At 50.1% G+C, this 21,251-nt stretch carries 17 protein-coding genes; 6 read left to right on the top strand and 11 right to left on the bottom strand.

Going from position 1 to position 21,251, the window contains the following annotated elements; all coding sequences use genetic code 11:
• Positions 1 to 334 precede the first annotated feature (334 nt).
• Together ACFYU8_RS20480 and ACFYU8_RS20475 are read left to right on the top strand one after the other, a co-directional pair.
• Complete coding sequence (locus ACFYU8_RS20480; RefSeq protein ID WP_391365910.1) at positions 335 to 5,464, top strand: alpha-helical endospore appendage domain-containing protein; 5,130 nt, start codon at positions 335 to 337, stop codon at positions 5,462 to 5,464.
• Positions 5,465 to 5,610: 146 nt separating this feature from the next.
• Entirely contained in the window at positions 5,611 to 6,753 is a 1,143-nt protein-coding gene (locus ACFYU8_RS20475; protein WP_390302820.1) for a histidine kinase N-terminal domain-containing protein, read from the top strand.
• A gap of 95 nt (positions 6,754 to 6,848) precedes the next feature.
• On the opposite strand, the gene ACFYU8_RS20470 is transcribed toward ACFYU8_RS20475, so the two are convergent.
• The 7 genes from ACFYU8_RS20470 to ACFYU8_RS20440 all read right to left on the bottom strand — a co-directional run bounded on the left by ACFYU8_RS20470 (position 6,849) and on the right by ACFYU8_RS20440 (position 14,292).
• Positions 6,849 to 7,889, bottom strand: a complete 1,041-nt coding sequence (locus tag ACFYU8_RS20470; protein ID WP_390302823.1) for an acyltransferase family protein — start codon at positions 7,887 to 7,889, stop codon at positions 6,849 to 6,851.
• Positions 7,890 to 8,063: 174 nt separating this feature from the next.
• Positions 8,064 to 8,372, bottom strand: coding sequence for a hypothetical protein (locus ACFYU8_RS20465; RefSeq protein ID WP_390302826.1), 309 nt, complete (start codon positions 8,370 to 8,372; stop codon positions 8,064 to 8,066).
• A gap of 84 nt (positions 8,373 to 8,456) precedes the next feature.
• Positions 8,457 to 8,663: a cold-shock protein gene (locus tag ACFYU8_RS20460; RefSeq protein WP_390302829.1), complete on the bottom strand. Its 207-nt coding sequence runs from the start codon at positions 8,661 to 8,663 to the stop codon at positions 8,457 to 8,459.
• A gap of 152 nt (positions 8,664 to 8,815) precedes the next feature.
• Positions 8,816 to 11,701 carry an ATP-binding protein gene (locus tag ACFYU8_RS20455; RefSeq protein WP_390302831.1) on the bottom strand — a complete coding sequence of 962 codons (2,886 nt, stop codon included), beginning with the start codon at positions 11,699 to 11,701 and terminating at the stop codon, positions 8,816 to 8,818.
• Positions 11,698 to 12,060, bottom strand: coding sequence for a response regulator transcription factor (locus ACFYU8_RS20450; RefSeq protein WP_069852954.1), 363 nt, complete (start codon positions 12,058 to 12,060; stop codon positions 11,698 to 11,700). The genes ACFYU8_RS20455 and ACFYU8_RS20450 overlap by 4 nt, the downstream gene beginning before the upstream one ends.
• A 12-nt stretch (positions 12,061 to 12,072) precedes the next feature.
• Complete coding sequence (locus tag ACFYU8_RS20445) at positions 12,073 to 13,695, bottom strand: GGDEF domain-containing response regulator (protein WP_390302833.1); 1,623 nt, start codon at positions 13,693 to 13,695, stop codon at positions 12,073 to 12,075.
• 111 nt (positions 13,696 to 13,806) lie between these two features.
• On the bottom strand, positions 13,807 to 14,292 hold the full coding sequence (locus ACFYU8_RS20440) for a hypothetical protein (protein ID WP_390302835.1): 486 nt from the start codon (positions 14,290 to 14,292) through the stop codon (positions 13,807 to 13,809).
• Between the two features lie 77 nt (positions 14,293 to 14,369).
• Between ACFYU8_RS20440 and ACFYU8_RS20435 the strand changes: the two genes are divergently transcribed.
• Complete coding sequence (locus ACFYU8_RS20435; RefSeq protein WP_390302838.1) at positions 14,370 to 14,573, top strand: YwbE family protein; 204 nt, start codon at positions 14,370 to 14,372, stop codon at positions 14,571 to 14,573.
• A 53-nt stretch (positions 14,574 to 14,626) separates the two neighbouring features.
• Here the strand turns inward: ACFYU8_RS20435 and ACFYU8_RS20430 are convergent, their stop codons facing one another.
• The 3 genes from ACFYU8_RS20430 to ACFYU8_RS20420 form a co-directional block, all read right to left on the bottom strand.
• A complete protein-coding gene (locus ACFYU8_RS20430; protein WP_390302841.1) occupies positions 14,627 to 15,052 on the bottom strand; it encodes an NUDIX domain-containing protein in 426 nt (141 codons plus the stop codon).
• Between the two features lie 115 nt (positions 15,053 to 15,167).
• Positions 15,168 to 15,725: a cysteine hydrolase family protein gene (locus ACFYU8_RS20425; RefSeq protein ID WP_390302844.1), complete on the bottom strand. Its 558-nt coding sequence runs from the start codon at positions 15,723 to 15,725 to the stop codon at positions 15,168 to 15,170.
• A 217-nt stretch (positions 15,726 to 15,942) separates the two neighbouring features.
• Positions 15,943 to 16,491 (bottom strand): GbsR/MarR family transcriptional regulator, encoded by a 549-nt coding sequence (locus tag ACFYU8_RS20420; protein WP_390302847.1) that lies wholly within the window; start codon positions 16,489 to 16,491, stop codon positions 15,943 to 15,945.
• Between the two features lie 258 nt (positions 16,492 to 16,749).
• On the opposite strand from ACFYU8_RS20420, the gene proV reads away from it, so the two are divergent.
• Genes proV through ACFYU8_RS20405 form a run of 3 tightly spaced genes read left to right on the top strand, consistent with a single transcriptional unit; the run spans position 16,750 to position 19,762 of the window.
• Positions 16,750 to 17,976: a glycine betaine/L-proline ABC transporter ATP-binding protein ProV gene (proV, locus tag ACFYU8_RS20415; protein WP_390302850.1), complete on the top strand. Its 1,227-nt coding sequence runs from the start codon at positions 16,750 to 16,752 to the stop codon at positions 17,974 to 17,976.
• Entirely contained in the window at positions 17,973 to 18,818 is an 846-nt protein-coding gene (locus tag ACFYU8_RS20410; protein ID WP_390302853.1) for an ABC transporter permease, read from the top strand. The genes proV and ACFYU8_RS20410 overlap by 4 nt, the downstream gene beginning before the upstream one ends.
• A 17-nt stretch (positions 18,819 to 18,835) precedes the next feature.
• Positions 18,836 to 19,762, top strand: coding sequence for a glycine betaine ABC transporter substrate-binding protein (locus tag ACFYU8_RS20405; RefSeq protein ID WP_390303157.1), 927 nt, complete (start codon positions 18,836 to 18,838; stop codon positions 19,760 to 19,762).
• A gap of 53 nt (positions 19,763 to 19,815) precedes the next feature.
• On the opposite strand, the gene ACFYU8_RS20400 is transcribed toward ACFYU8_RS20405, so the two are convergent.
• Positions 19,816 to 21,237: a DUF1254 domain-containing protein gene (locus ACFYU8_RS20400; protein WP_390302857.1), complete on the bottom strand. Its 1,422-nt coding sequence runs from the start codon at positions 21,235 to 21,237 to the stop codon at positions 19,816 to 19,818.
• Between the last annotated feature and the right edge of the window lie 14 nt (positions 21,238 to 21,251).

Below are 21,251 nucleotides of genomic sequence, written 5' to 3'. Positions count from 1 at the left end.
TCTCCATTCGTTATTGGTAAGAGCTGCATGACGGTTTGTTGGAATCCCTTTTTAGATTAAGGGGGATGGCTTCTTTTTTGGAGGAAGAGGACGGATGAAAACAAAGACCCTGTTTACGGTTAGGCAAAGTACTCGATAACGATTACTCCTCGTATTGATTCCTCTAATGAATGAGCAACGGTTGCCTTTCTCCTTCTATTTTCTCGTGGTTGTCTGTAAGCGCCATTTTTTCGGCCAATACTTTTTCAAGTGATTCGAAAATCAGTATGCCATGGCTTCTTGTGTAACAACTGATGAGGGAGGGGAAACATCCTTTTCAAAGAGGAGGAGAATCATGTCATTTCCAAATATACCGAATATCACCCCGACCATTCTTATAGGGCGTGACGAAGCGCTCAATTTAATGTTGTCTTCTTTAGCTATGGAAGAGTTGGGGCTTAGTCATATTTTAAATGCAGAAGCTGAAAAAATTCAGTATGCACTCGGGACAATTCCTGGGCTATCTGGACCAGGAGCCACCATTGCCGATTTGCTCGAGTTAAACAAGAGTGTGCGGGACATGCTCGAAGCAACGACAAAGCAAGATATGCTTTTGCAAACGAAACTGGAGGCTGTGCTGGATGCTTCTAAATATCCGGTACGGAGGAGTACGGGGCCAACTGGGGCAACTGGGGCAACTGGGGCAACAGGTGCGACGGGAACAACTGGGGCGAGAGGAGCGACGGGAGCAACTGGGGCGAGAGGGGCGACGGGAACAACTGGGGTAAGAGGAGCGACGGGAGCAACTGGGGTAAGAGGAGAGACGGGAGCAACTGGGGCGAGAGGAGAGACGGGAACGACCGGAACGACCGGATCAACCGGATCAACCGGAGCCACTGGAATAACTGGAGCAACGGGAGCAACCGGATCAACGGGAACAACTGGAGCCACTGGATCAACCGGGGTCACGGGAGAGGCTGGGGCAACAGGAACGACTGGATTAACCGGAGAGACCGGGGCAACTGGAACGACTGGATCAACCGGAGAGACCGGAGGAACCGGAGGAACCGGAGAGACCGGAGGAACGGGAGCCACTGGAGCAACCGGAGAGATCGGAGCAACGGGAACGACTGGAACGACTGGAGAGACTGGGACAACAGGAACAACCGGATCAACCGGAGAGACGGGAACAACAGGAGAGACCGGGGCAACTGGATCAATCGGAACGACTGGAACGACTGGAACGACTGGAGAGACCGGAGCCACTGGAGCAACCGGAGAGACGGGAACAACAGGATCAACCGGATCAACTGGAGAGACCGGGGCAACTGGAACCACCGGAACCACCGGAACCACCGGAGCGACTGGATCAACCGGAGAGACCGGGGCAACTGGATCAACAGGAACAACTGGAGCGACTGGAGAGACCGGAGAGACTGGATCAACCGGAGAGACCGGGGCGACGGGAACAACTGGAGCGACTGGAGAGACCGGAGAGACTGGATCAACCGGAGAGACCGGGGCGACGGGAACAACTGGAGAGACTGGAGAGACGGGAGCGACTGGATCAACCGGAGAGACTGGAGCAACTGGAACGACTGGAACGACTGGAGCGACTGGAGCGACTGGAGAGACCGGAGCCACTGGATCAACCGGAGAGACCGGGGCAACTGGAACAACAGGAACAACTGGAACCACCGGGGCAACTGGAGCAACCGGATCAACCGGGGTCACGGGAGAGACTGGAATAACTGGAGCGACTGGAGAGACCGGGGCAACTGGATCAACCGGAGAGACCGGAGCAACGGGAACGACTGGAGAGACCGGAGCCACTGGAGCAACCGGAGAGACGGGAACAACAGGATCAACCGGATCAACTGGAGAGACCGGGGCAACTGGAACCACCGGAACCACCGGAGAGACGGGAACAACTGGAGCGACTGGAGAGACGGGAGCGACTGGATCAACCGGAGAGACCGGGGCGAGGGGAACAACAGGAACAACAGGAACAACAGGAACAACAGGAACAACAGGAACAACAGGAACAACAGGAACAACAGGAACAACAGGAACAACTGGAACAACAGGAACAACTGGAACCACCGGAGAGACCGGGGCAACTGGATCAACCGGAGAGACCGGAGCAACGGGAACGACTGGAACGACTGGAACGACTGGAGCGACTGGAGAGACCGGAGCCACTGGAGCCACCGGAGAGACGGGAACGACTGGATCAACCGGAGAGACCGGGGCAACTGGAACAACTGGAACAACTGGAACAACTGGAACAACTGGAACAACAGGAACAACAGGAACAACTGGAGCGACTGGAGAGACCGGGGCAACTGGAATAACTGGAGCAACCGGGGTCACGGGAGAGACTGGGACAACAGGAATAACTGGAGCGACTGGATTAACTGGAGCGACTGGAGAGACGGGAGCGACTGGATCAACCGGAGCGACTGGGGCAACAGGAACAACTGGAGCGACTGGATCAACCGGATCAACCGGAGAGACCGGGGCAACTGGAACGACTGGATCAACCGGAGAGACCGGAGCCACGGGAACAACTGGAGAGACTGGAGAGACGGGAGCGACTGGATCAACCGGAGAGACCGGGGCGACGGGAACAACTGGAACAACAGGAACAACTGGAACAACAGGAACAACTGGAACCACCGGAGAGACCGGGGAGACGGGAACAACTGGAGAGACTGGATCAACCGGAGAGACCGGAGCAACGGGAACAACTGGAGCGACTGGAGCGACTGGAGCGACTGGAGCGACTGGATCAACCGGAGAGACCGGGGCAACTGGGGCAACTGGAACAACTGGAACCACCGGAGAGACCGGGGCAACTGGATCAACCGGAGAGACCGGAGCAACGGGAACGACTGGAACGACTGGAACGACTGGAACGACTGGAACGACTGGAGCGACTGGAGCGACTGGAGAAACCGGAGCCACTGGAGCAACCGGAGAGACGGGAACAACTGGAGCGACCGGAGCCACTGGATCAACCGGAGAGACCGGGGCAACTGGAACAACTGGAGAGACCGGGGTACCTGGAATAACTGGAGCAACCGGGGTCACGGGAGAGACTGGGACAACAGGAACAACAGGAACAACAGGAACAACAGGAACAACAGGAACAACCGGAGAGACGGGAACAACGGGAGCGACGGGATCAACTGGAGAGACTGGGGCACCTGGAATAACTGGAGCAACCGGGGTCACGGGAGAGACTGGGACAACAGGAACAACAGGAACAACAGGAACAGCCGGAGAGACGGGAACAACGGGAACAACGGGAACAACTGGAGAGACTGGGGCACCTGGAATAACTGGAGCAACCGGGGTCACGGGAGAGACTGGGACATCAGGAACAACAGGAACAACAGGAACAACAGGAACAACAGGAACAACAGGAACAACTGGAACAACCGGAACAACAGGAACAACCGGAGAGACGGGAACAACGGGAGAGACGGGAACAACTGGAGAGACCGGGGCAACTGGAACGACCGGAACGACTGGACCCACAGGAGCAACCGGAACCACTGGATCAACTGGAGTGACCGGACCCACTGGAGCAACCGGGGCAACCGGAACGACAGGATCTACCGGGGAGACGGGATCAACTGGAGCCACTGGAGCGACCGGAACAACTGGAACCACCGGAGAGACCGCAGCTACTGGAGCGACAGGGGCAACTGGATCAACAGGAGAGACCGGACCCACTGGATCAACAGGAGCGACTGGAACCACTGGAACAACAGGAGAGACCGGAGCCACTGGAACGACCGGAACAACAGGAGAGACCGGACCCACTGGAGCCACGGGGGCAACCGGAACGACAGGATCTACCGGGGAGACAGGATCAACTGGAGCCACTGGAGCGACCGGAGTCACCGGAACGACAGGAACGACAGGAGCCACTGGAACAACAGGAACAACAGGAACGACCGGAGTAACAGGAACAACAGGAACAACAGGAGAGACCGGACCCACTGGAGCCACCGGGGCAACCGGGGCAACCGGAACGACTGGATCTACCGGAGAGACGGGATCAACTGGAGCCGCCGGAGTCACCGGAGTCACCGGAACGACCGGAGCGACTGGAGCCACTGGAACGACAGGAGTCACCGGAACGACAGGAACGACAGGAACGACAGGAACGACAGGAACGACTGGACCCACTGGAGCAACAGGAACGAACGGGACGACCGGAGCAACCGGAGCAACGGGACCCACTGGAGCAACTGGACCCACTGGATCAACAGGAGCGACCGGAGTCACCGGAACGACAGGAGCCACTGGAGTCACCGGAACGACCGGAACGACCGGAACGACCGGAACGACCGGATCAACTGGAGAGACCGGACCCACTGGAGCCACCGGGGCAACCGGAACGACTGGATCTACCGGAGAGACGGGATCAACTGGAGCCACCGGAGTCACCGGAACGACAGGAGCCACTGGAACAACCGGAACAACCGGAACGACCGGAGCGACGGGAACAACAGGAACGACAGGAACGACTGGAGCCATGGGAACCACTGGATCAACTGGAGCCACTGGAACAACAGGAACGACCGGAGCCACGGGAACCACTGGAGCAACTGGAGCCACCGGGGCAACCGGAAAGACCGGAACCACTGGAACAACCGGAACAACCGGAACGACCGGAGCGACGGGAACAACAGGAACGACCGGAACCACTGGAACAACAGGAACGACCGGAGCCACGGGAACCACTGGAGCAACTGGAGTGACCGGACCCACTGGAGCCACCGGGGCAACCGGAACGACAGGATCTACCGGAGCGACCGGAGCGACCGGAGCCACTGGAACGACAGGAGTCACCGGAACGACCGGACCCACTGGAGCAACCGGACCGACAGGAGCCACTGGAACGACCGGAACAACTGGAACGACAGGAGCCACTGGAACGACAGGAACGACCGGAGCCACTGGAACGGCTGGAGCAACGGGAGCCACCGGAGCGACTGGAGCCACTGGGACAACCGGAGCCACCGGAGACACTGGACCAACCGGAGCCACCGGCACAGTCTTCACCAACATCAACGCCTTCGGTGCCAATACCTCAGGAGCTCTTATCGCAGTAATCATAGGAGGCACGAATATCCCTTTACCGAACAACCAGGTGTTAGCAGGTGGCATTACGGTGAATATGGCCAATACGGTATTTACGGTTCCGTCTGCAGGCAACTATTTAATTTCGTATTCCATAAATACAACAGCTGCATTACTGGTTAGCTCGAGGATCTTGATAAATGGAACGCCATTCTCACCGACTATCATCTCACCAGCGGTATCACTTTCATCGTTCAACAATACCGTCATCGCCCCTCTCACCGCTGGAGCAACAATCACGCTGCAACTGTTCGAATTATTAGGATCAGCTACCCTTCTGACAGGGGCTGGAGCGACCTTGACGATTATAAAAATAAGTAATACGTAGTATGCAAAAGGAGCTACGATGACATGTAGCTCCTTTCCCTTTGCTATTTCTTTTTCATTAAAGTAGTAAAAATATTTAGTTAATTAACAACAATAATAGTATAATAGGTTGGAAGAGGATTTGCCTATTATTCGGAGTGGGGATAGATGCCGATGGATGACTTGGCAGTATATTTGGACAAGCACGAGGCAACGACCGTGAAAGAATTCAAGCGACGAATTGCCGTTTCGGACAGAGATCAATACAAGGGATTGATTCATCTGAATGGGCAAGCACTGTATCGGATGGTTATTGAATATTTTCGTTCGGAAATCACTCTTGAGGATATTAAAGAATTGGCTTACAAGGTCGCATATGAACGAAACCGGGCAGAGACCAACATTGGCGATTTCGTCTCCAATGTTTGCATGGGCCGGGAAATGGTTATGGATCTTCTCCAAAAAGGTCCTTTTACGCCTGCCGCTTTAATGCCTGCCTTATTAAAAATAAACGAATGCTTTGATGTCTTTTTGGTCCACGCCGTTTTCAAATACACCGACCTCAAAGACAACGATTTGGAAGAGAAGAAGCTATTTATCGAGCGTTCTCACAAAGACAGGCTCACGATTCTGGGGCAAATGGCATCCAGCTTCGTCCATGAATTCCGAAATCCGCTTACTTCCATTATGGGATTCTCTCGTTTGTTAAAAGAAGATTATCCGAATCTCCCTTACGTTGAGATTATTGAAAATGAGCTGCGGCAATTGAACTACCGGGTTTCGCAGTTTTTGCTGGTCTCGAAAAAGGGAGCGGTCTATAAGCAAATGGAGGTTTTTAGCGTCTGGGAGTTATTCGATGAGATTCTTTCCTTCCTCTATCCGAATATCGTTGACGTAAATGTAGATATCAAATGCAGTATCGATCCTACCTTTCAACTAAAAGGCTACAAGGATGAGATGAAGCAGGTGTTTATCAACATCATTTCCAATGCGATAGATGCGTTACATAAAAAAACAGGCGATAAGGAGATCGTCATTGAGGTGTCCCAAACGCCTGACAGGTCCTTGATTATCGTTTCCAACAATGGATCGCCAATTCCACCCGACCTGCTTTCGGTTATTTTTGAACCGTTTTTCACGACGAAGGAGCTCGGTACTGGAATTGGCTTATACGTCTGCAAAGAAATCATTGAGCGGCATGGAGGAACGATTACGTGCGAGTCTACTGATCAGCGGACGCAATTTTCCATGCAATTCAAGCCCTGCGACACATGTGCCAGCGGCTCGATGTCGATGAGCAACCATATCTAACGCCACAAAAAACGACTTATCCATGAAAGCACGATCGATAATTGACGTGCACCATGAATAGGTCATTTTTTTGTGTGATACAAAGACGTGACTGTTTATTTGCTAGCGTGAAGCTGCCTGCGTATTTGTCCCATAGCTTTGGTGATAAACTCCAGTTTGTTTACCAGCCAGACCAGCATGAGCGCCAACAAACAACTGCACCCAATAATCAGGAGCAAATACAGCAGCGAGTACCATGTGTTTTCAAACAGCCAAGATACCTCGCCGTATTTCTCAAACAAATAATCTTTGAACATGATCAAAAATGCAGAGTGAAACAAGAAAATAAAATACGTCAGCCCTTTTCGAAACCTGATGTGCAAACGATCGACGCGTTCTAGAAAGAAAACCATAAGTACGAGAAACGACAGAAGCGTGGCGAAGACAAAAGTTAAATGCACAGCCACATACAGCTTGTTTGAGACAACAAAAAACAGTGCAGCCGCAGTAGAAACACCCGTCATCAGCGTCAGGATGGAGCGGTTGTTTCGCAAAAAGGTAAGAATCGATTCACGGTACCAAAACAACACGTGCCCCATGTACAGGGTAAAAATCCAGCTCGGGAGCATATGACGCGTGCTGAGTCCGAACCATCCCTGATGGATAAAGTTGATGTACACGTACTGGATACCAAGCAGAATCCAAATGACGTACAAAATGTTGCGCTTGGTGATCACACGGCGAAACAGATAGGCAAAAACGTAATACTGGCAAATCATAAACACAAAGTACAGATGGTCACCTGTTTTGCCTAAAACAATGTTCGTAAAATCCTGGGCAGTATGAGGCATCCCTTTTTTCAATAAGTAATGGTACAGGACACCAGATACTAAATACGGGACAAAAATATACAGGAGCTTCCCTGAAAAAAACTCGCGAGCAGTAGGGCTCTTGGCTTCAAAAGAATAAGCAGTCAAATAACCGGTGGCAATCGTCAACAGGACAGTGCCGTAGCGACTGATCTGATTGAGGGCCACGATCCAAAACGGATCTGTAAAAGAAAGTGCAGAAGCCGTGAAATGACCGACTACAACGAGAAAACTTGAGAAGAGCTGGATGTAAAACAGAGATTTCAAGATTTTTGAATCTGTATACATTTCGATATTCTCCATTTCATCGTTTGTCGGCTGACGTTGTCGCTCAAACAATAAACTGTGAATAGTTTTTATGATAATAAAGTTTTCTTTGAATTGTATTTGTATAGGGGAGGGGGGTTCTGGAAAAGGCGGAAAAAGAAAGAAAGCCACACCTGTACGTGTGGCTTTCATGCATTATTTCGGATTCTTTTTCATTTCATCGATGGTCTCACTGACCACAAACGCCAAATCGTCATTGCCAAACAGCGACAATACACCAAGGAGAGTCGCATCAGGAATGTCCTCTGCTTCTTCTTTTGGGACGGTATTGTCCAGCATTTGAGCGAGTAACGTATTTTCCCCTTGAGCGGGATAAGCGCGGCGGTATAATTCGCGTGCATATAGACCATGATTCACACACCATTGGGCAAAAACGAGAATCATCATGCCCTCGTCGCGCTGATAGGCTTGAATCACTTGATCTTCCATCTCTTTTCGGTTCATGGGCATACACCTCTAACATTCGTACGTCATGAGCTTATTGTAGAGAAGAGGAAGAATACCCGCAAGAAAAAAGAAAAGAAGGGCTCAAGAGTTCCGCCTGCCGCTATGGTTGGTTAGGACCGGCAGCATGCGCGTGTCTTTTACCATATTAGAATGGCAAAAGGGGCAGCTCGGGCTCTTATCAAAGGAAAAGTTATCTCTCATCCAGCACGTACAGCCCTCGTTACTGCACGTCCATACATCTGTTTCCTCTTCTTCGATTGGAACGACTGCTTTTTTTGAGAAATACACATGAACTCCTCCTTTGCAGGGCAAAAGTGCACAAAGTAACCTCTATTAATGTGTGATGGAATGCTCATGAATATACCAAGATTTTCTTTGCTAGATGGTAAAAAAAGAGACCGCGCTTGCATAGCCGCAGCCCCTGTCGTCCATTGGCATAGTTACTGTTCATCGGGAATGAAGATCTGTCCCGTTGCTTCATGATTCGTGATGGCCAGCAAAATCGCTTTAGACAAGGTATCTGGATGATAAGGCTTGATCAGATAGCCGGTTGCCCCCAGATCAAATGCCTTTTTCTTTTCCTCAAGAGCACTGGAGATCACGATCGGAATGGTCCGTAAATCCGGGTTATTGCGTATCTCCTCAATGACCTTCCAACCACTCTCGCCGTCCTTCAAGATAAGGTCAAGCACGACAGCATCCGGTCGCAGTTCCTCGATTGCTGCTACTGCCTCAGATGCCGTAGAGAAGGAATTGACACGGAATCCAGAGCTCGTCAGCTCATCACGCAACAGCTCGGTTAAGTTCAAATCGTCCTCGATGATCACAACGTTTCCATTGCAATGACCAGTTGGAGAGACGGCCTCCTCCATCCCTGCAGGATAGTCAGGGGACAAACCGTGCTCAGCCAGCGGAAGGGTAACTGTAAATGTACTACCCTTGCCCGATTCGGACGTAACGGCAACTTCTCCATGGTGCATATGGACGATCTCCCGAACAATAGCGAGACCCAGTCCTGTACCACCGATCTCGCGGCGATCCGAGTTATCTACGCGATAAAATTTGGTAAACAGGTGAGGGATAGCTTCGGAAGGAATGCCTAGCCCTTCATCCTGTACCACCACGAGCAAGCGATTCCCATCTTGTCGACAGCTCAACCGGACATTGCCACCATGCGGGGAGTATTTGACGGCATTACTGATCAGATTCATAAATACTTGACGCAGCTTGGATTGGTCTCCATAAACAACGGTTTGCTCCGTTTGCAAATCGAGTTCGAATCGATGGAGAGGGGACTGAACTCGATAAAGTCCGAAAATATCTCGAATCACTTGATCAATCGCAACATGCTCTAGCTCATACGTCTGTCTGCCGGATTCCATGCGTTGCAAATCCAAGAAATCGTTGATTAGCGTAGTCAGACGGGTCGCTTCTTGATAAATGGTCGCTATGTATCGCTGTTGACGCTCGGGCTTGAGTTCTTTCGTTAACAGCAGCTCCGCAAAGCCGAGCACACTGGCGAGAGGGGTACGCAGCTCATGACTGACCGTACTGACGAATTCCGATTTCATTTGGTCGATCTCGTATTCATTAGTGAAGTCACGGTAAACGAGCAAGGTACTCCATTTCTCTTGGTTTCGGTACAGTGGCTCTGCATAGAGCTGAATATAGCGTACTTGCGGTCCTGTCATCTGAAACACAATGCTGCCTGAAGGAATGGCACCTTCATCTAAAACGACAGCTCTGACATATTGAATCAGCCGATCTGGTTCTAAGGTTTGACTCTGTAGATAGGAGAGGAACTGTTCCAAGGCAAATCCTTGCGAAGCGAGCTGATGGTCGTAGCACAAGAGTTCACTAAAATTCCGGTTCACCTGCAGGGTTTCTCCACCAAGATCAATGAGCTGAATGCCTTCTTGTACAGAATCGAGCATATCCTGAGTCATTTTGCGCTGTCGCTCCGTCTCTTCAAACATCGTGATCTTATCGAATGCCAAGGAAATCTGCTTGGCGAGTGCGATGATGACTTGTAGCTCCAGATCCGTGAATTTGCGATCGATTCGGGAGAGGATGATACATGCCACGATTGTCTGATGGGCATCGAACACAGGAAGGTAAAGCTCGGAAGTGCGAGAGATTTCCTCCGTGTAGCCGCGCTCAGCGTCTGTACTTTCACGGATCAGGACATAAGGCTGGCTCGTTTCCTTGATTCGCACGAATGGACCTTCATCCAATCCTTTTCGCAGTTGCTCCAGCACGTCCTGAGAAACGCCAAAGCTGGCTGCATCCCTGTCAGCGTTCAGCATGACGATGACACCTTTATCGGCATCCATGACCTCGGTTATATTGCGAATGATACTGGACAGCAGCTCGCTTTTATCCAATGTATTCGACAAGGAGAGGATGAAACGGTTTTTCTTTTCTAAATACCGTTCGTTTTCCTCCATCTTGCCCAATGCTTCTTGTAGCTCTTCTTGCTGCATCATCAATTCATCCTGCTGGGCTTGCAGCTCTTCGTTTTGAGCCATGAGAACTTCTTCTTTGGCTTGAATTTGCCTGATCAAATAATCGAGGGAGCGGGAGAGCCTGCCGATTTCGTCAACCCTGTTCAAATCCTGCAAAAGAGGTGTACCGCCATTGGCAAATTGCTCTGCATCTTTGGATAGACGAACCAACGGCCTGCCGATATCCCGTGTGGTTTGAATGGTGACTACCACCATGATCACGAGCACCATCAGCGCGTACACGAGAAACCAGGTGCTTTGCTGTGATAGCTCTTGGAACAGTGTTTGGTTTTTCTTGTACAACACCTGTTCATGCTCATCCTCGTAACGCACGGCATATTGAAGCAGGTTGTTCTCTGCCTGATTCAAGCCACTGGACGAGAATTTTCGCAGGGATTCATAGTCTCCGGTCTTTGCATAATTCGAAGCTGTCGGAAACACATTGGTGAAAAAGTTCGTGATGAAAGACTCGATGGAAGCGACAAGCACTTGTTCCTCTTGATTGAGCGGCAGTTTTTTGAATGCTTCCAGGGCTTGTTCCAGCTTCTCTTTCTCCAGAAATAGCTCATTGTACTCATACGGGTTCAAAAAAGCGTAATAACCCCTGGCCCTAAAAAAGATCTGGTTCGTATGCTCAGAGATTTCTCTGACCAAATCTTGTTTTTGCGTGGTAGTTTGTAATGCTGTCTGATATTCGGTGAGTGCGCTGTGATTCAAATATTGAACGATGCCAGCGCCCGCAATCAATAGTGACAGAAAGAGAAGCATCATCGCCATGAAGCGACGCGTGATACTTTTTCTGATAATCGACCACCCGGTCATGCGAGCATTTCCTCCACTTTCCGGACAAGATCCATCGGGCTAAAGGGCTTCGGCATGAAGTCATCAGCACCAGCTGCACGCATTTTCTCCTGTTCGGCATGTTGACTTTTGGCCGAGAGGATCAGGACCTTGACTGCCTTTTTGTCGTCCATCTGTTTGAGCTGCTGTAATACTTCAAAGCCTGTCAGCTTTGGCATCATATAATCTAAAATAATCAAGTCGTACTCATTTTGACCGATTTTTTGCAGGGCTTCCTCTCCATCACAAGCGATATCGAGCTCGTGTCCCTCATCTTCGAGCGTGTCGCCTATCAACATGCGCAACACGGCTTCGTCTTCGGCTAGCATAATCGTTGCCATCTTGTTACCTCCTTACAACATTCGTTTGACCAGTCGCGTAATGCGAGCCTCTAACTCACGCGTGCTAAAGGGCTTGGTCATGTAGTCATCCGCACCGAGTTGGAGAGCACGGACAATGTCCTGTTCTTCCGTACGGCCTGTTAGCATAATCACTGTATATTTCTTGGCATTCGGCAAATTCCGGATTTTCTGGAGAACCTCTAGGCCATCCATCTGTGGCATTAGCCCGTCTAAAATGACGAGATAGGGCTCTTGTCCTTGATGCCAAGTAGAGGCAAAGAAAGTTGCACCTTCCGCGTAAGCCTGGATGTCGACGTGCATCCAACCGTCAAAACTGGCTTTTATGGAATCAGCAAGCATGGCGCGAATCATCGGATCGTCATCGATAATAGCGACTTTCATCTTCACTTTAGGGGAGTCGTGCGTTTCGGTGAGCAGAGCGGCTTCAATCCTGCGTCGCCCTACATTTTTGGCAGCATACAAGGCGGTGTCCGCTTCCTCGATCCAATAGGTATGCGGCTGTTGCGGATCGTCTACCTGTACAATTCCCCCAGAAAAGCTCAGAGAAAACATGCCAGCAGGAGCATCGAAGGTCAGTGAGCAAAAAGCAGAGAGCATCTGCTCCAGACGTATCTTTCCTGTCTGTACAGTAGTACGCGGCATAAGCAGGATAAATTCCTCTCCACCGTATCGGAACAATACGTCATGCTTTTCGGCACTTTGCCCGATGAAAGCAGCAAAACGAGTAAGCACCTCGTCGCCAACTAAATGACCGTATGTATCATTGACACCCTTGAAAAAGTCGATGTCCAAAAATGCGAGCGAGAAAGGGGTGTTCGTCCGTTGGGCATCAGAAAGAAGCCGTTGGTACGTATCAACAAAAGAATTGCGATTGTTGACACCCGTTAGCTCGTCCAAAAATAAGATGCTGTTCATCCAGCTCTTCCGGCGAAGCTGGCGCTGGAGGCGTACGACCAGCTCTTCCATATCAAGCGGTTTGCACATGACGTCATCTGCCCCCAAGCGATAGGCATTCAGACGCGTCTCCCGTTCGCAATCGATGCTGATGATGGTGGTAGGTACGTATTGCTTCTTTATTTTTTCACTGATCGTCTGCATCACTTGGAAGCCGTCCGTTTCCGGGATGTTCAAATCCAGAATGAAGCAGTCAGGGTTCATGTCGTGAAAATAGTCGAGAGCCTTGTGAGGATAGACCGTTGCGATGACAGACCAGTTGCGTTTTTCTAAATATTCTTTTAGATACATAAGCAGGGTGACGTCATCATCCAGAATGAGGACCAAAGGCTGTTGCTCACAAGGGGATTCCCGGCGAAGCGTGGGATTCTCGATAAAAACTTCCCGTTCTGGTCGCTTCTCGCAGCATAAGGTGATCAACTCTTGCAAAAACACTCGCCATTCACACGTCGGCCAGTTCTTGGCAGGTATGTCGTCCATTTGTTCCAGGAGAAGCTGAGACAGATCAGACAAGTCGGTCAATCCAATCGTCCCCGATGTCCCCTTCAACGAATGGAGAAAGCGATAAAGATCATCATGAGAGACGGAAATCTCTTGGTCGTACCACGTCTCAATCTGTTTGTGGATATTCGTGAGAAGCGTATCTCTGTACTTGATCATGTCGTACCGTCCCCCTGTGTTGGGATGGCGCAAGCAGTCGGGTCGCTTGCGCCAATTTGATCAAAACGTCTACGATTTGGTATGGTACATGTAGCGAGGAGGAGGAAAAGCTTAGTCTTGCAAGGAGAATCCTTCTTCGATCAGGTACTGCTCGGCTTCCACGTACGATTCGAAGGAAGCTTCCAGATTCATACCGTGGTATACGTTCCACAGGGCGTCTTCCTGTTGCAGCAAGAGCGTGCGGTTTTGCTTGTCGATCCACGTTTGCTCCAATTGATCTGATGCTGCAGTGTTTTTAGGCGCTTCCTCACGTTTTTGGGAGAGAGAGTGGATCGACGCTTCGATAACCGTGCGCAGTTCTTCCGCCGAGAAATCACGGATATTGATGAAGCCCTTATCGTCTTTTTGCTTTTGATAGCTCTTCACAAAGCCGACGAACACAAAGCCGTTGCCGTTCGGATGAAGATGATAGACAACTGTTTTCTTTTCATGAAGACTTTCTTCATAATGAAAATTAACCCGTTTCAGGGAGACGTCATTCCGAGTCAGTTGTGGAAAAGATTCAATAATCGCTAGTTTTTCTTCAAAAGTAAGCATGGATTCCTCCGGTGAGATGGATTTGTTTGTCGATTATATCATAGGTGGGACATAGAACGAAAAAAGGAGAAGGGAAAATGAACGGAAAAAACCGAAAAGACATCGCAGCCGGCCTTGAAGTCGATATTGTATTGAAACAGGACCAACGCACTGGCAAGCGCACCCGTGGGATCGTGAAGGATATCCTGACGAACTCCAGTACACATCCACATGGAATCAAGGTTCGTTTGACTGATGGACAAGTGGGCAGAGTGCAAGAGATTATCAAAAAAGGGGAGTAATCTTCTTCCGAAAAAAACGGACAGGCCACATGGGCAACTGTCCGTTTTTCTTTTCATGAACGGTTCCGATTCTGCACATGCTCGATAGCTGGTACGGTGAAGCAAGCCAGATTCGACGGAAGTGCATCGAGTGAAAACCAGCGCATGTCTCCAATCGCCCCGTCTACCTCTAAATTACGTGCTTCTCCACGCAGGATCGTGACTTCGTAAATGACCGAAACCCAATGCTCGGCAGTTTCCGGGCGGATGGTTTCTGCGGTGCACAGCAGGGCCTTTACCTCGACATCGAGATTGACTTCTTCTTTGATTTCACGGATGACACTCGTCTCCAGTTGTTCATAGGGATCAACTTTTCCCCCAGGAATGCTCCACGTATTCTTCTCTGGATCTCTGTTTCGTAAAACCAGCAAAATCTCATTTTTGTCGTTTAGGATGACAGCTCCTACTCCCAATCTTGGTATAGCGATAGCAGTCGACATGGTTTCTCCTTCGCGATAGGCAGATTCGTTTCTTCCATAATAGCATGGACCACTCGCGGGCAGGACAAAACAAGAAACCGCCTGAAGAGACGGTTTCGAGAAGTTCAGCAAAATGTTACCGGTATGAATCATGGGTAGGGGCGAAGACATCCTCCGTTGATTCCCGTACCAATATAAATGGCTCAATATTTCCCAATCCGTGCAAGCACGTATTGTGATGGGCGATGATTTGTTCCGCTGACAGTACCACATTGTCCGATGTAGAGTGCCCGTCTTTGACGAGAGTCACATCATAGCCGAGTGTCGTCGCTTTGCGGCAGGCGCTGTCGATGCAAAATTCGGTTTTGCACCCCATGATCACAAGGTGGTTAATCCCAAGCGCTTGCAGCTTTTCGTGCAGGTCTGTTCCGTGGAACGAATCTGTCGCTAGTTTTTGAATCACCGTTTCTGATGGCAGAGGTGCGATCTCCGGGTGGATGGCATAGTCGTATGAACCGACTTCTCCGACATCCGCATCCTGAACGTACAGCACAGGAATATCCTTGCTGTAGGCAATTTTTCGTACTTTTTTCAATGTTTGGACAAGTGTAGCCGGTTGATAAACAGGACCAAATTGCCCTTCAATAATACCTACTTGCGCATCAATAATCAGTAGAGCTGTTTTACGAATCAATCCATTTCCTCCTCGGGTAAGGGGGCTAGTGTTGGTGTCCCCCTCTTTGGTTGTTTGGTACAAGCACAGCTATATAAGAATGTTGATTCATGTCTTTTTTCATTACAGACCACTCCTTTCATCGTAGAAGAGCGTGAATGTCGCTCTGGATAATTGTACCACAAAAAAGACTCATTCCTAAGTAGTAAGGAACGAGTCTTTTTCGATTGCGAACTTCTTATGATTCATTTTCCTTTTTCGGTACAAACTGAAAGATATCATGTGATTCGAAGGAGTCGATCAAACGAGACAGCCACAGATAATATTCCAACCCATTTTCAATGCGCTTGATACTAAGGTCAACTCGCTCGCTGACTTCTTCCGTAAGCTCTTCTGTTTGTTGGAGGGTGCGAAGCTCATGGAGCGACTTTTTCAAGGCAAGTACATTATGTTCACAGGCGTGTCGCCACTTCACGGAAAAGAGGTCGATGAAGTTCTGGTACCAATCCAGATTGACCTCGTAATGATCCTTCCGTGTCCCTTTTTTCCATATCTTTTCTACCATATTTAAATCCATCAATGTGCGGACGCCGGTGCTCATGCTGGTTTTGCTCATGCCCAGTGCCTCGCCCATCTCATCGAGTGTCATTGACTTGTCCTGAAAGAGCAACGTGCCATACAGCAGTCCCGTTGACATGGTAATGCCATACAAATCTATGTTGCGAGCCAGAGTTTCAATCACGCGTTCCTGAGCTTTTTCGAGGATTTTTTCCTGATTGGTATCCATTTTGAAAAAAGCAGCTCCTCTAGTCATAGTAACCTGAATAGAATTGTACGTCTCCAAAAGCAAAAAGTAAATGGAGATATTGTACAGTATATACGTGATAAACTGAGAATACAGGAAGTAAAGTACGTAAAGTTTTTTCTGAACGCTGAAAATGACGGATTATCATTCCTCATCCAGTTTGAGGTAAAAAAAATGGCTGGTTACAATTGTAAGGGTAAAGAACAGTCCGGATACGGGCAGAAAGTTGGAGGTGACATCATGCCCAAGATCAAAGTAGAGAATTTGACCAAAATCTTTGGACGCCAGCCCCAACGCGCATTGTCCCAGGTGAAGCAGGGGAAGACCAAGCAAAAGATATTGAAGGAAACAGGTCTTACCCTTGGGGTGAACCAAGCGAGTTTTGAGGTGCATGCAGGCGAAATTTTCGTCATCATGGGGCTTTCGGGAAGCGGGAAGTCAACCTTGGTTCGATTGTTGAACCGGTTGATTGAGCCTACAGAAGGCAGAATCCTGATTGACGGTACGGATATCGTCAGTATGAACACGGAGCAGTTACAGGAAGTAAGAAGAAGGAAGCTCGGCATGGTGTTTCAGAAGTTTGCCTTGTTTCCTCACAGGACGGTACTAGAAAATGCGGAGTACGGTTTGGAGATTCAAGGGATGCCAAAATCCGAGCGAGAGGCAAAAGCGAAGAAGTCACTCGCACTGGTAGGACTCGAGGGATGGGAAGCAAGCTACCCCGATCAACTAAGTGGCGGGATGCAGCAGCGTGTCGGTCTGGCTCGAGCGCTCGCGAATGAGCCAGATGTGTTGTTGATGGATGAGGCCTTCAGTGCCTTGGACCCGTTGATTCGCAAAGACATGCAAGATGAGCTGTTGGAGCTGCAGAGCACGATGCAGAAGACGATTATCTTTATTACGCATGATCTGGACGAAGCATTGAAAATCGGGGATCGGATCGCCTTGATGAAGGACGGTGCGGTCGTGCAGATTGGTACCCCGGAAGAGATCATGACGAATCCGGCAAACGAATACGTAGAACGCTTCGTAGAGGATGTGGACCGTTCCAAGGTGTTGTCCGCTGAAAATGTCATGAAGCGGGCGGAGACGATCACATTGGACAAAGGACCTCGCGTCGCGTTGCAACTGATGCGAGAGCGTGGTGTATCCAGTCTGTACGTAGTCGATAAGCGAAAAACATTGCTGGGTGTGCTGACGGCAGACGCGGTAAACGGAGCCAAGGAAGCAGGGCAGACACTGGAATCAGCATTGCGAACCGAGGTGCCGACTGTCGGACCGCAGACGCTTCTGAATGAGATGTTCGACCTCGTTGCGTTTTCCGATATTCCTGTGGCGGTTACAGGGGAACAAAATCGCCTTCTGGGTGTGATTGTGAAAGGAGCCGTCTTGGGTGGTCTGGCAGGAAAAGTGAATCAGCATAATCCAGAGCCAACGAATGAAGAGGGGCAGGTGAATCCATCATGAGTCAAAACCAACTTTTTCCGAAGCTGCCACTCGATAGTTGGATAGAAACGATTGTAGATGGACTGGAAGAGAATTTAGGCTTCTTGTTCGACTTCATATCAGCTGGAATCGGTGGAACCGTTGACTTGTTTTCGTGGATTCTCACAGGACTGCCTTTTTGGGCATTGATCATTTTGTTTACGCTGCTAGCGTATCGCGCTGGCAAAGTGGCAATTGCTCTTTTTACCTTCATTGGACTTCTTTTGATTCAGAATCTGGGTTATTGGGAGCATTCAATGGAAACACTTGCGCTAGTATTGACCGCAGGCTTGATCTCCATCATTATCGGGATTCCCGTCGGTATCTGGTGCGCGAAGAACGAGTCGGTACAAAAGATCGTCACACCGTTGCTTGATTTCATGCAGACGATGCCGGCGTTTGTCTATTTGATTCCTGCCATCTTTTTCTTCGGACTTGGTAAAGTACCGGGGGTTATCGCTTCTGTCATTTTTGCGATGCCACCGACGATTCGTCTGACCAACCTGGGAATTCGTCAAGTTCCTGCCGATCTGATCGAGGCTTCTGAAGCATTCGGTTCTACCTACTGGCAAAAGCTGACGAAGGTACAGCTGCCGATTGCGAAGACGACGATGATGGCCGGGATTAACCAGAGCATTATGCTCGCGCTGTCCATGGTCGTGATTGCCTCGATGATTGGGGCGAAAGGCTTGGGGGCGGACGTATATCGTGCTGTAACACAGATCAAAATCGGTGAAGGTTTTGAGGCGGGTCTGGCCATCGTTATTTTGGCAATTCTGCTGGATCGTCTCACGCAAAGTGTGGGTAGGAGAAAAAACGCGTAGGAGGGGTTTTCATGAAAATGAAAAAAGGCACTTTGAAAGGGCTAGCAGTAGCACTCGGACTCAGCATGGTGATGGCAGGATGTTCAAACGCGGGAACACCGCAGGGAAATCAGCCTGCCGAGGGCAATACGGGTACGTCTGCACCGAATAGTGTTGGAGCACAAGTGGATCATAAAATTATAGGAATCGATCCTGGCGCTGGTCTGATGAAAGCGACCGAAAAAGCCATGAAAGACTACGATCTGAAAGATTGGGAACTGGTAGAGGGCTCCAGTGCAGCGATGACGGCAGCACTGACACAAGCCTACAAAGACAAAAAGCCGATTATCGTGACAGGCTGGACACCGCACTGGATGTTCTCCAAGTTCGAGATGAAATATCTCGAAGACCCGAAAGGCACCTTCGGGAAGGATGAGCAGATTCATACCATCGTGCGAAAAGGACTGAAGGAGGAGCACCCAAGCGCGTATGCGTTCCTCGACAAGTTTACGTGGACACCTGATGACATGGAAAAAGTGATGCTCGATATCCAGAGCGGCAAGAAGCCAGAAGAGGCAGCAGCCGAATGGGTGAAAAACAATGAAGCTGCCGTCAACAAGTGGGTAGAAGGCATCCAGCCTGCGGAAGGCAAAAAATTGACGCTCGCCTATGTCGCTTGGGATTCTGAGATCGCCAGTACAAATGTGGTGAAGACAGTTCTGGAACAAAAGCTGAAATACAAGGTGGAGCTTAGCCAAGTAGAAGCTGGCCCCATGTGGGTAGGTGTATCGAACGGCGATGTGGATGGAATGGTAGCAGCTTGGCTGCCAACCACGCACGCAGACTACATGGAGAAGCTGGGTAAAGACGTAGAGGACCTCGGTCCGAACCTGCAAGGAACGAAGCTCGGCTTGGCTGTTCCAACCTATATGGAGATCAACTCCATTGAAGATTTGAAGAAGTAACCAGCCTAATAATGAAGGCACCCCTCGCGATGAGGCGGTGCCTTTTTGGTGTTTTATTGTTGAGGCATGCTTTCCATGACAGGGGGCCAAGCATGTTGTTTATCAAGCGTTGCAGGCTCCGGTGCAAATACGCGCAGGACGAGATTGAACTCGCCAGTAGGAAGCGGGAGCCAGTTGCCTTCTTTGCCTTTGGGAGGTTGCTGTTGCAAATACAGATCGAGGGAGCCATCCGGATTGTACGTAAGCGTCCCTGTATTACTGCGAACCGATGCGCGATCGGCCGCTGTTTTGGCTAAAAATAGCTCATTGTCATAGACGTTGATCGACCAGAAAGCAGACGTCTTGGGCAGCTGTTCCTTTGTAAAATGGAGCCTATAGCTTTTCGCTCCCGTAAGCGGTTTGCCTCCGCCATCTGTCAATACACGATAATAGGCTTCCTCGTTCGGTACATTGGCACCTATACCGGAATAGGTGATAAAGGAACGGGCGAGAAACTGGTTTCCATATGTACCGATAGGGGAAAAGGCGCCCCATCCATTACGGAAGGTAGTGTAGCCGGGAAAGCCATTTTGCACGATGGCGGGAGCATCCTGTAAGGCGCGTTGTAGACCTGCAAGTTTGGCTGGGCCGAGCTCAGAAGGATCAAAGCCCTTTTGGACGTCGATCCCGGCTTGTGCGAATTGATCGAGCAGCACGCGATCACATTCTGGCGGAGGATTGCTCTGGATCCATTTCGTCATGATTTGAAAAAAGGAAAGGGACGACAGCACATCAGGGGGAATCGTTTCGGGAACATGTGCCGTTTGCAATTTTGGGTGGACAGGGGAAATCGCGATTTGCTTTTCGAACGAGACAGCTTGCGGCAAATCATCTTCACCCTTTACCTCGACACGGCCAATGAGCCAGACGGTATTCGTAGGGGCGTAGATCACGGGTATATGGGCAGGAGTGGGTCCTTTCCATTGTGGGCTTGCGATGATATATTGTCCGGCCTGCTGCTTGGTGGAACGATTGGAGACATTGCGGAACGTATTCGTGTACGCATCCAGCATTTGCACGGTATAGTAGCGATTTTGCGGATTGGCGGGGACAGTCAAGCGGACAGGTGTCTCCGACAAATCCAGCCATGCGCTCATATACAATGTATCGGAGTTCGGCGTCACGATATCTCGATAAGCAGGGGAAGCGACTGTATCCGCGTAATAAAACTGGTTGATCGGTGCCCGATTTTTGACCATTTCTTCCATCGTTTTGGCGGACATCACCAACGGATAGCCGTAGATGTATGCTTGAATGCCGAGTGAGTAGGCAAGCCTCTCCTGGGATTGAAGGAACGACTTCGAAAGGAAGAGATGTGACTGTTGGGCAGATGGAGCGTTTGTTGTCTCTTTTGCATACGACAGGCCGGACAGGTGAAGCGTCACGCACAGCAGGGAAACGATTAGTGTCAGGCGTTTTTTCAAGAATGGAAGCATAAAGCCCCTCCTCA

Source organism: Brevibacillus sp. NPDC003359 (assembly GCF_042878995.1).
In the GTDB taxonomy this organism is placed as follows: Bacteria; Bacillota; Bacilli; order Brevibacillales; family Brevibacillaceae; genus Brevibacillus.
The sequence above is the reverse complement of the archived record's forward strand: the minus strand, read 5'-3'. Positions and strand labels throughout refer to the sequence as shown.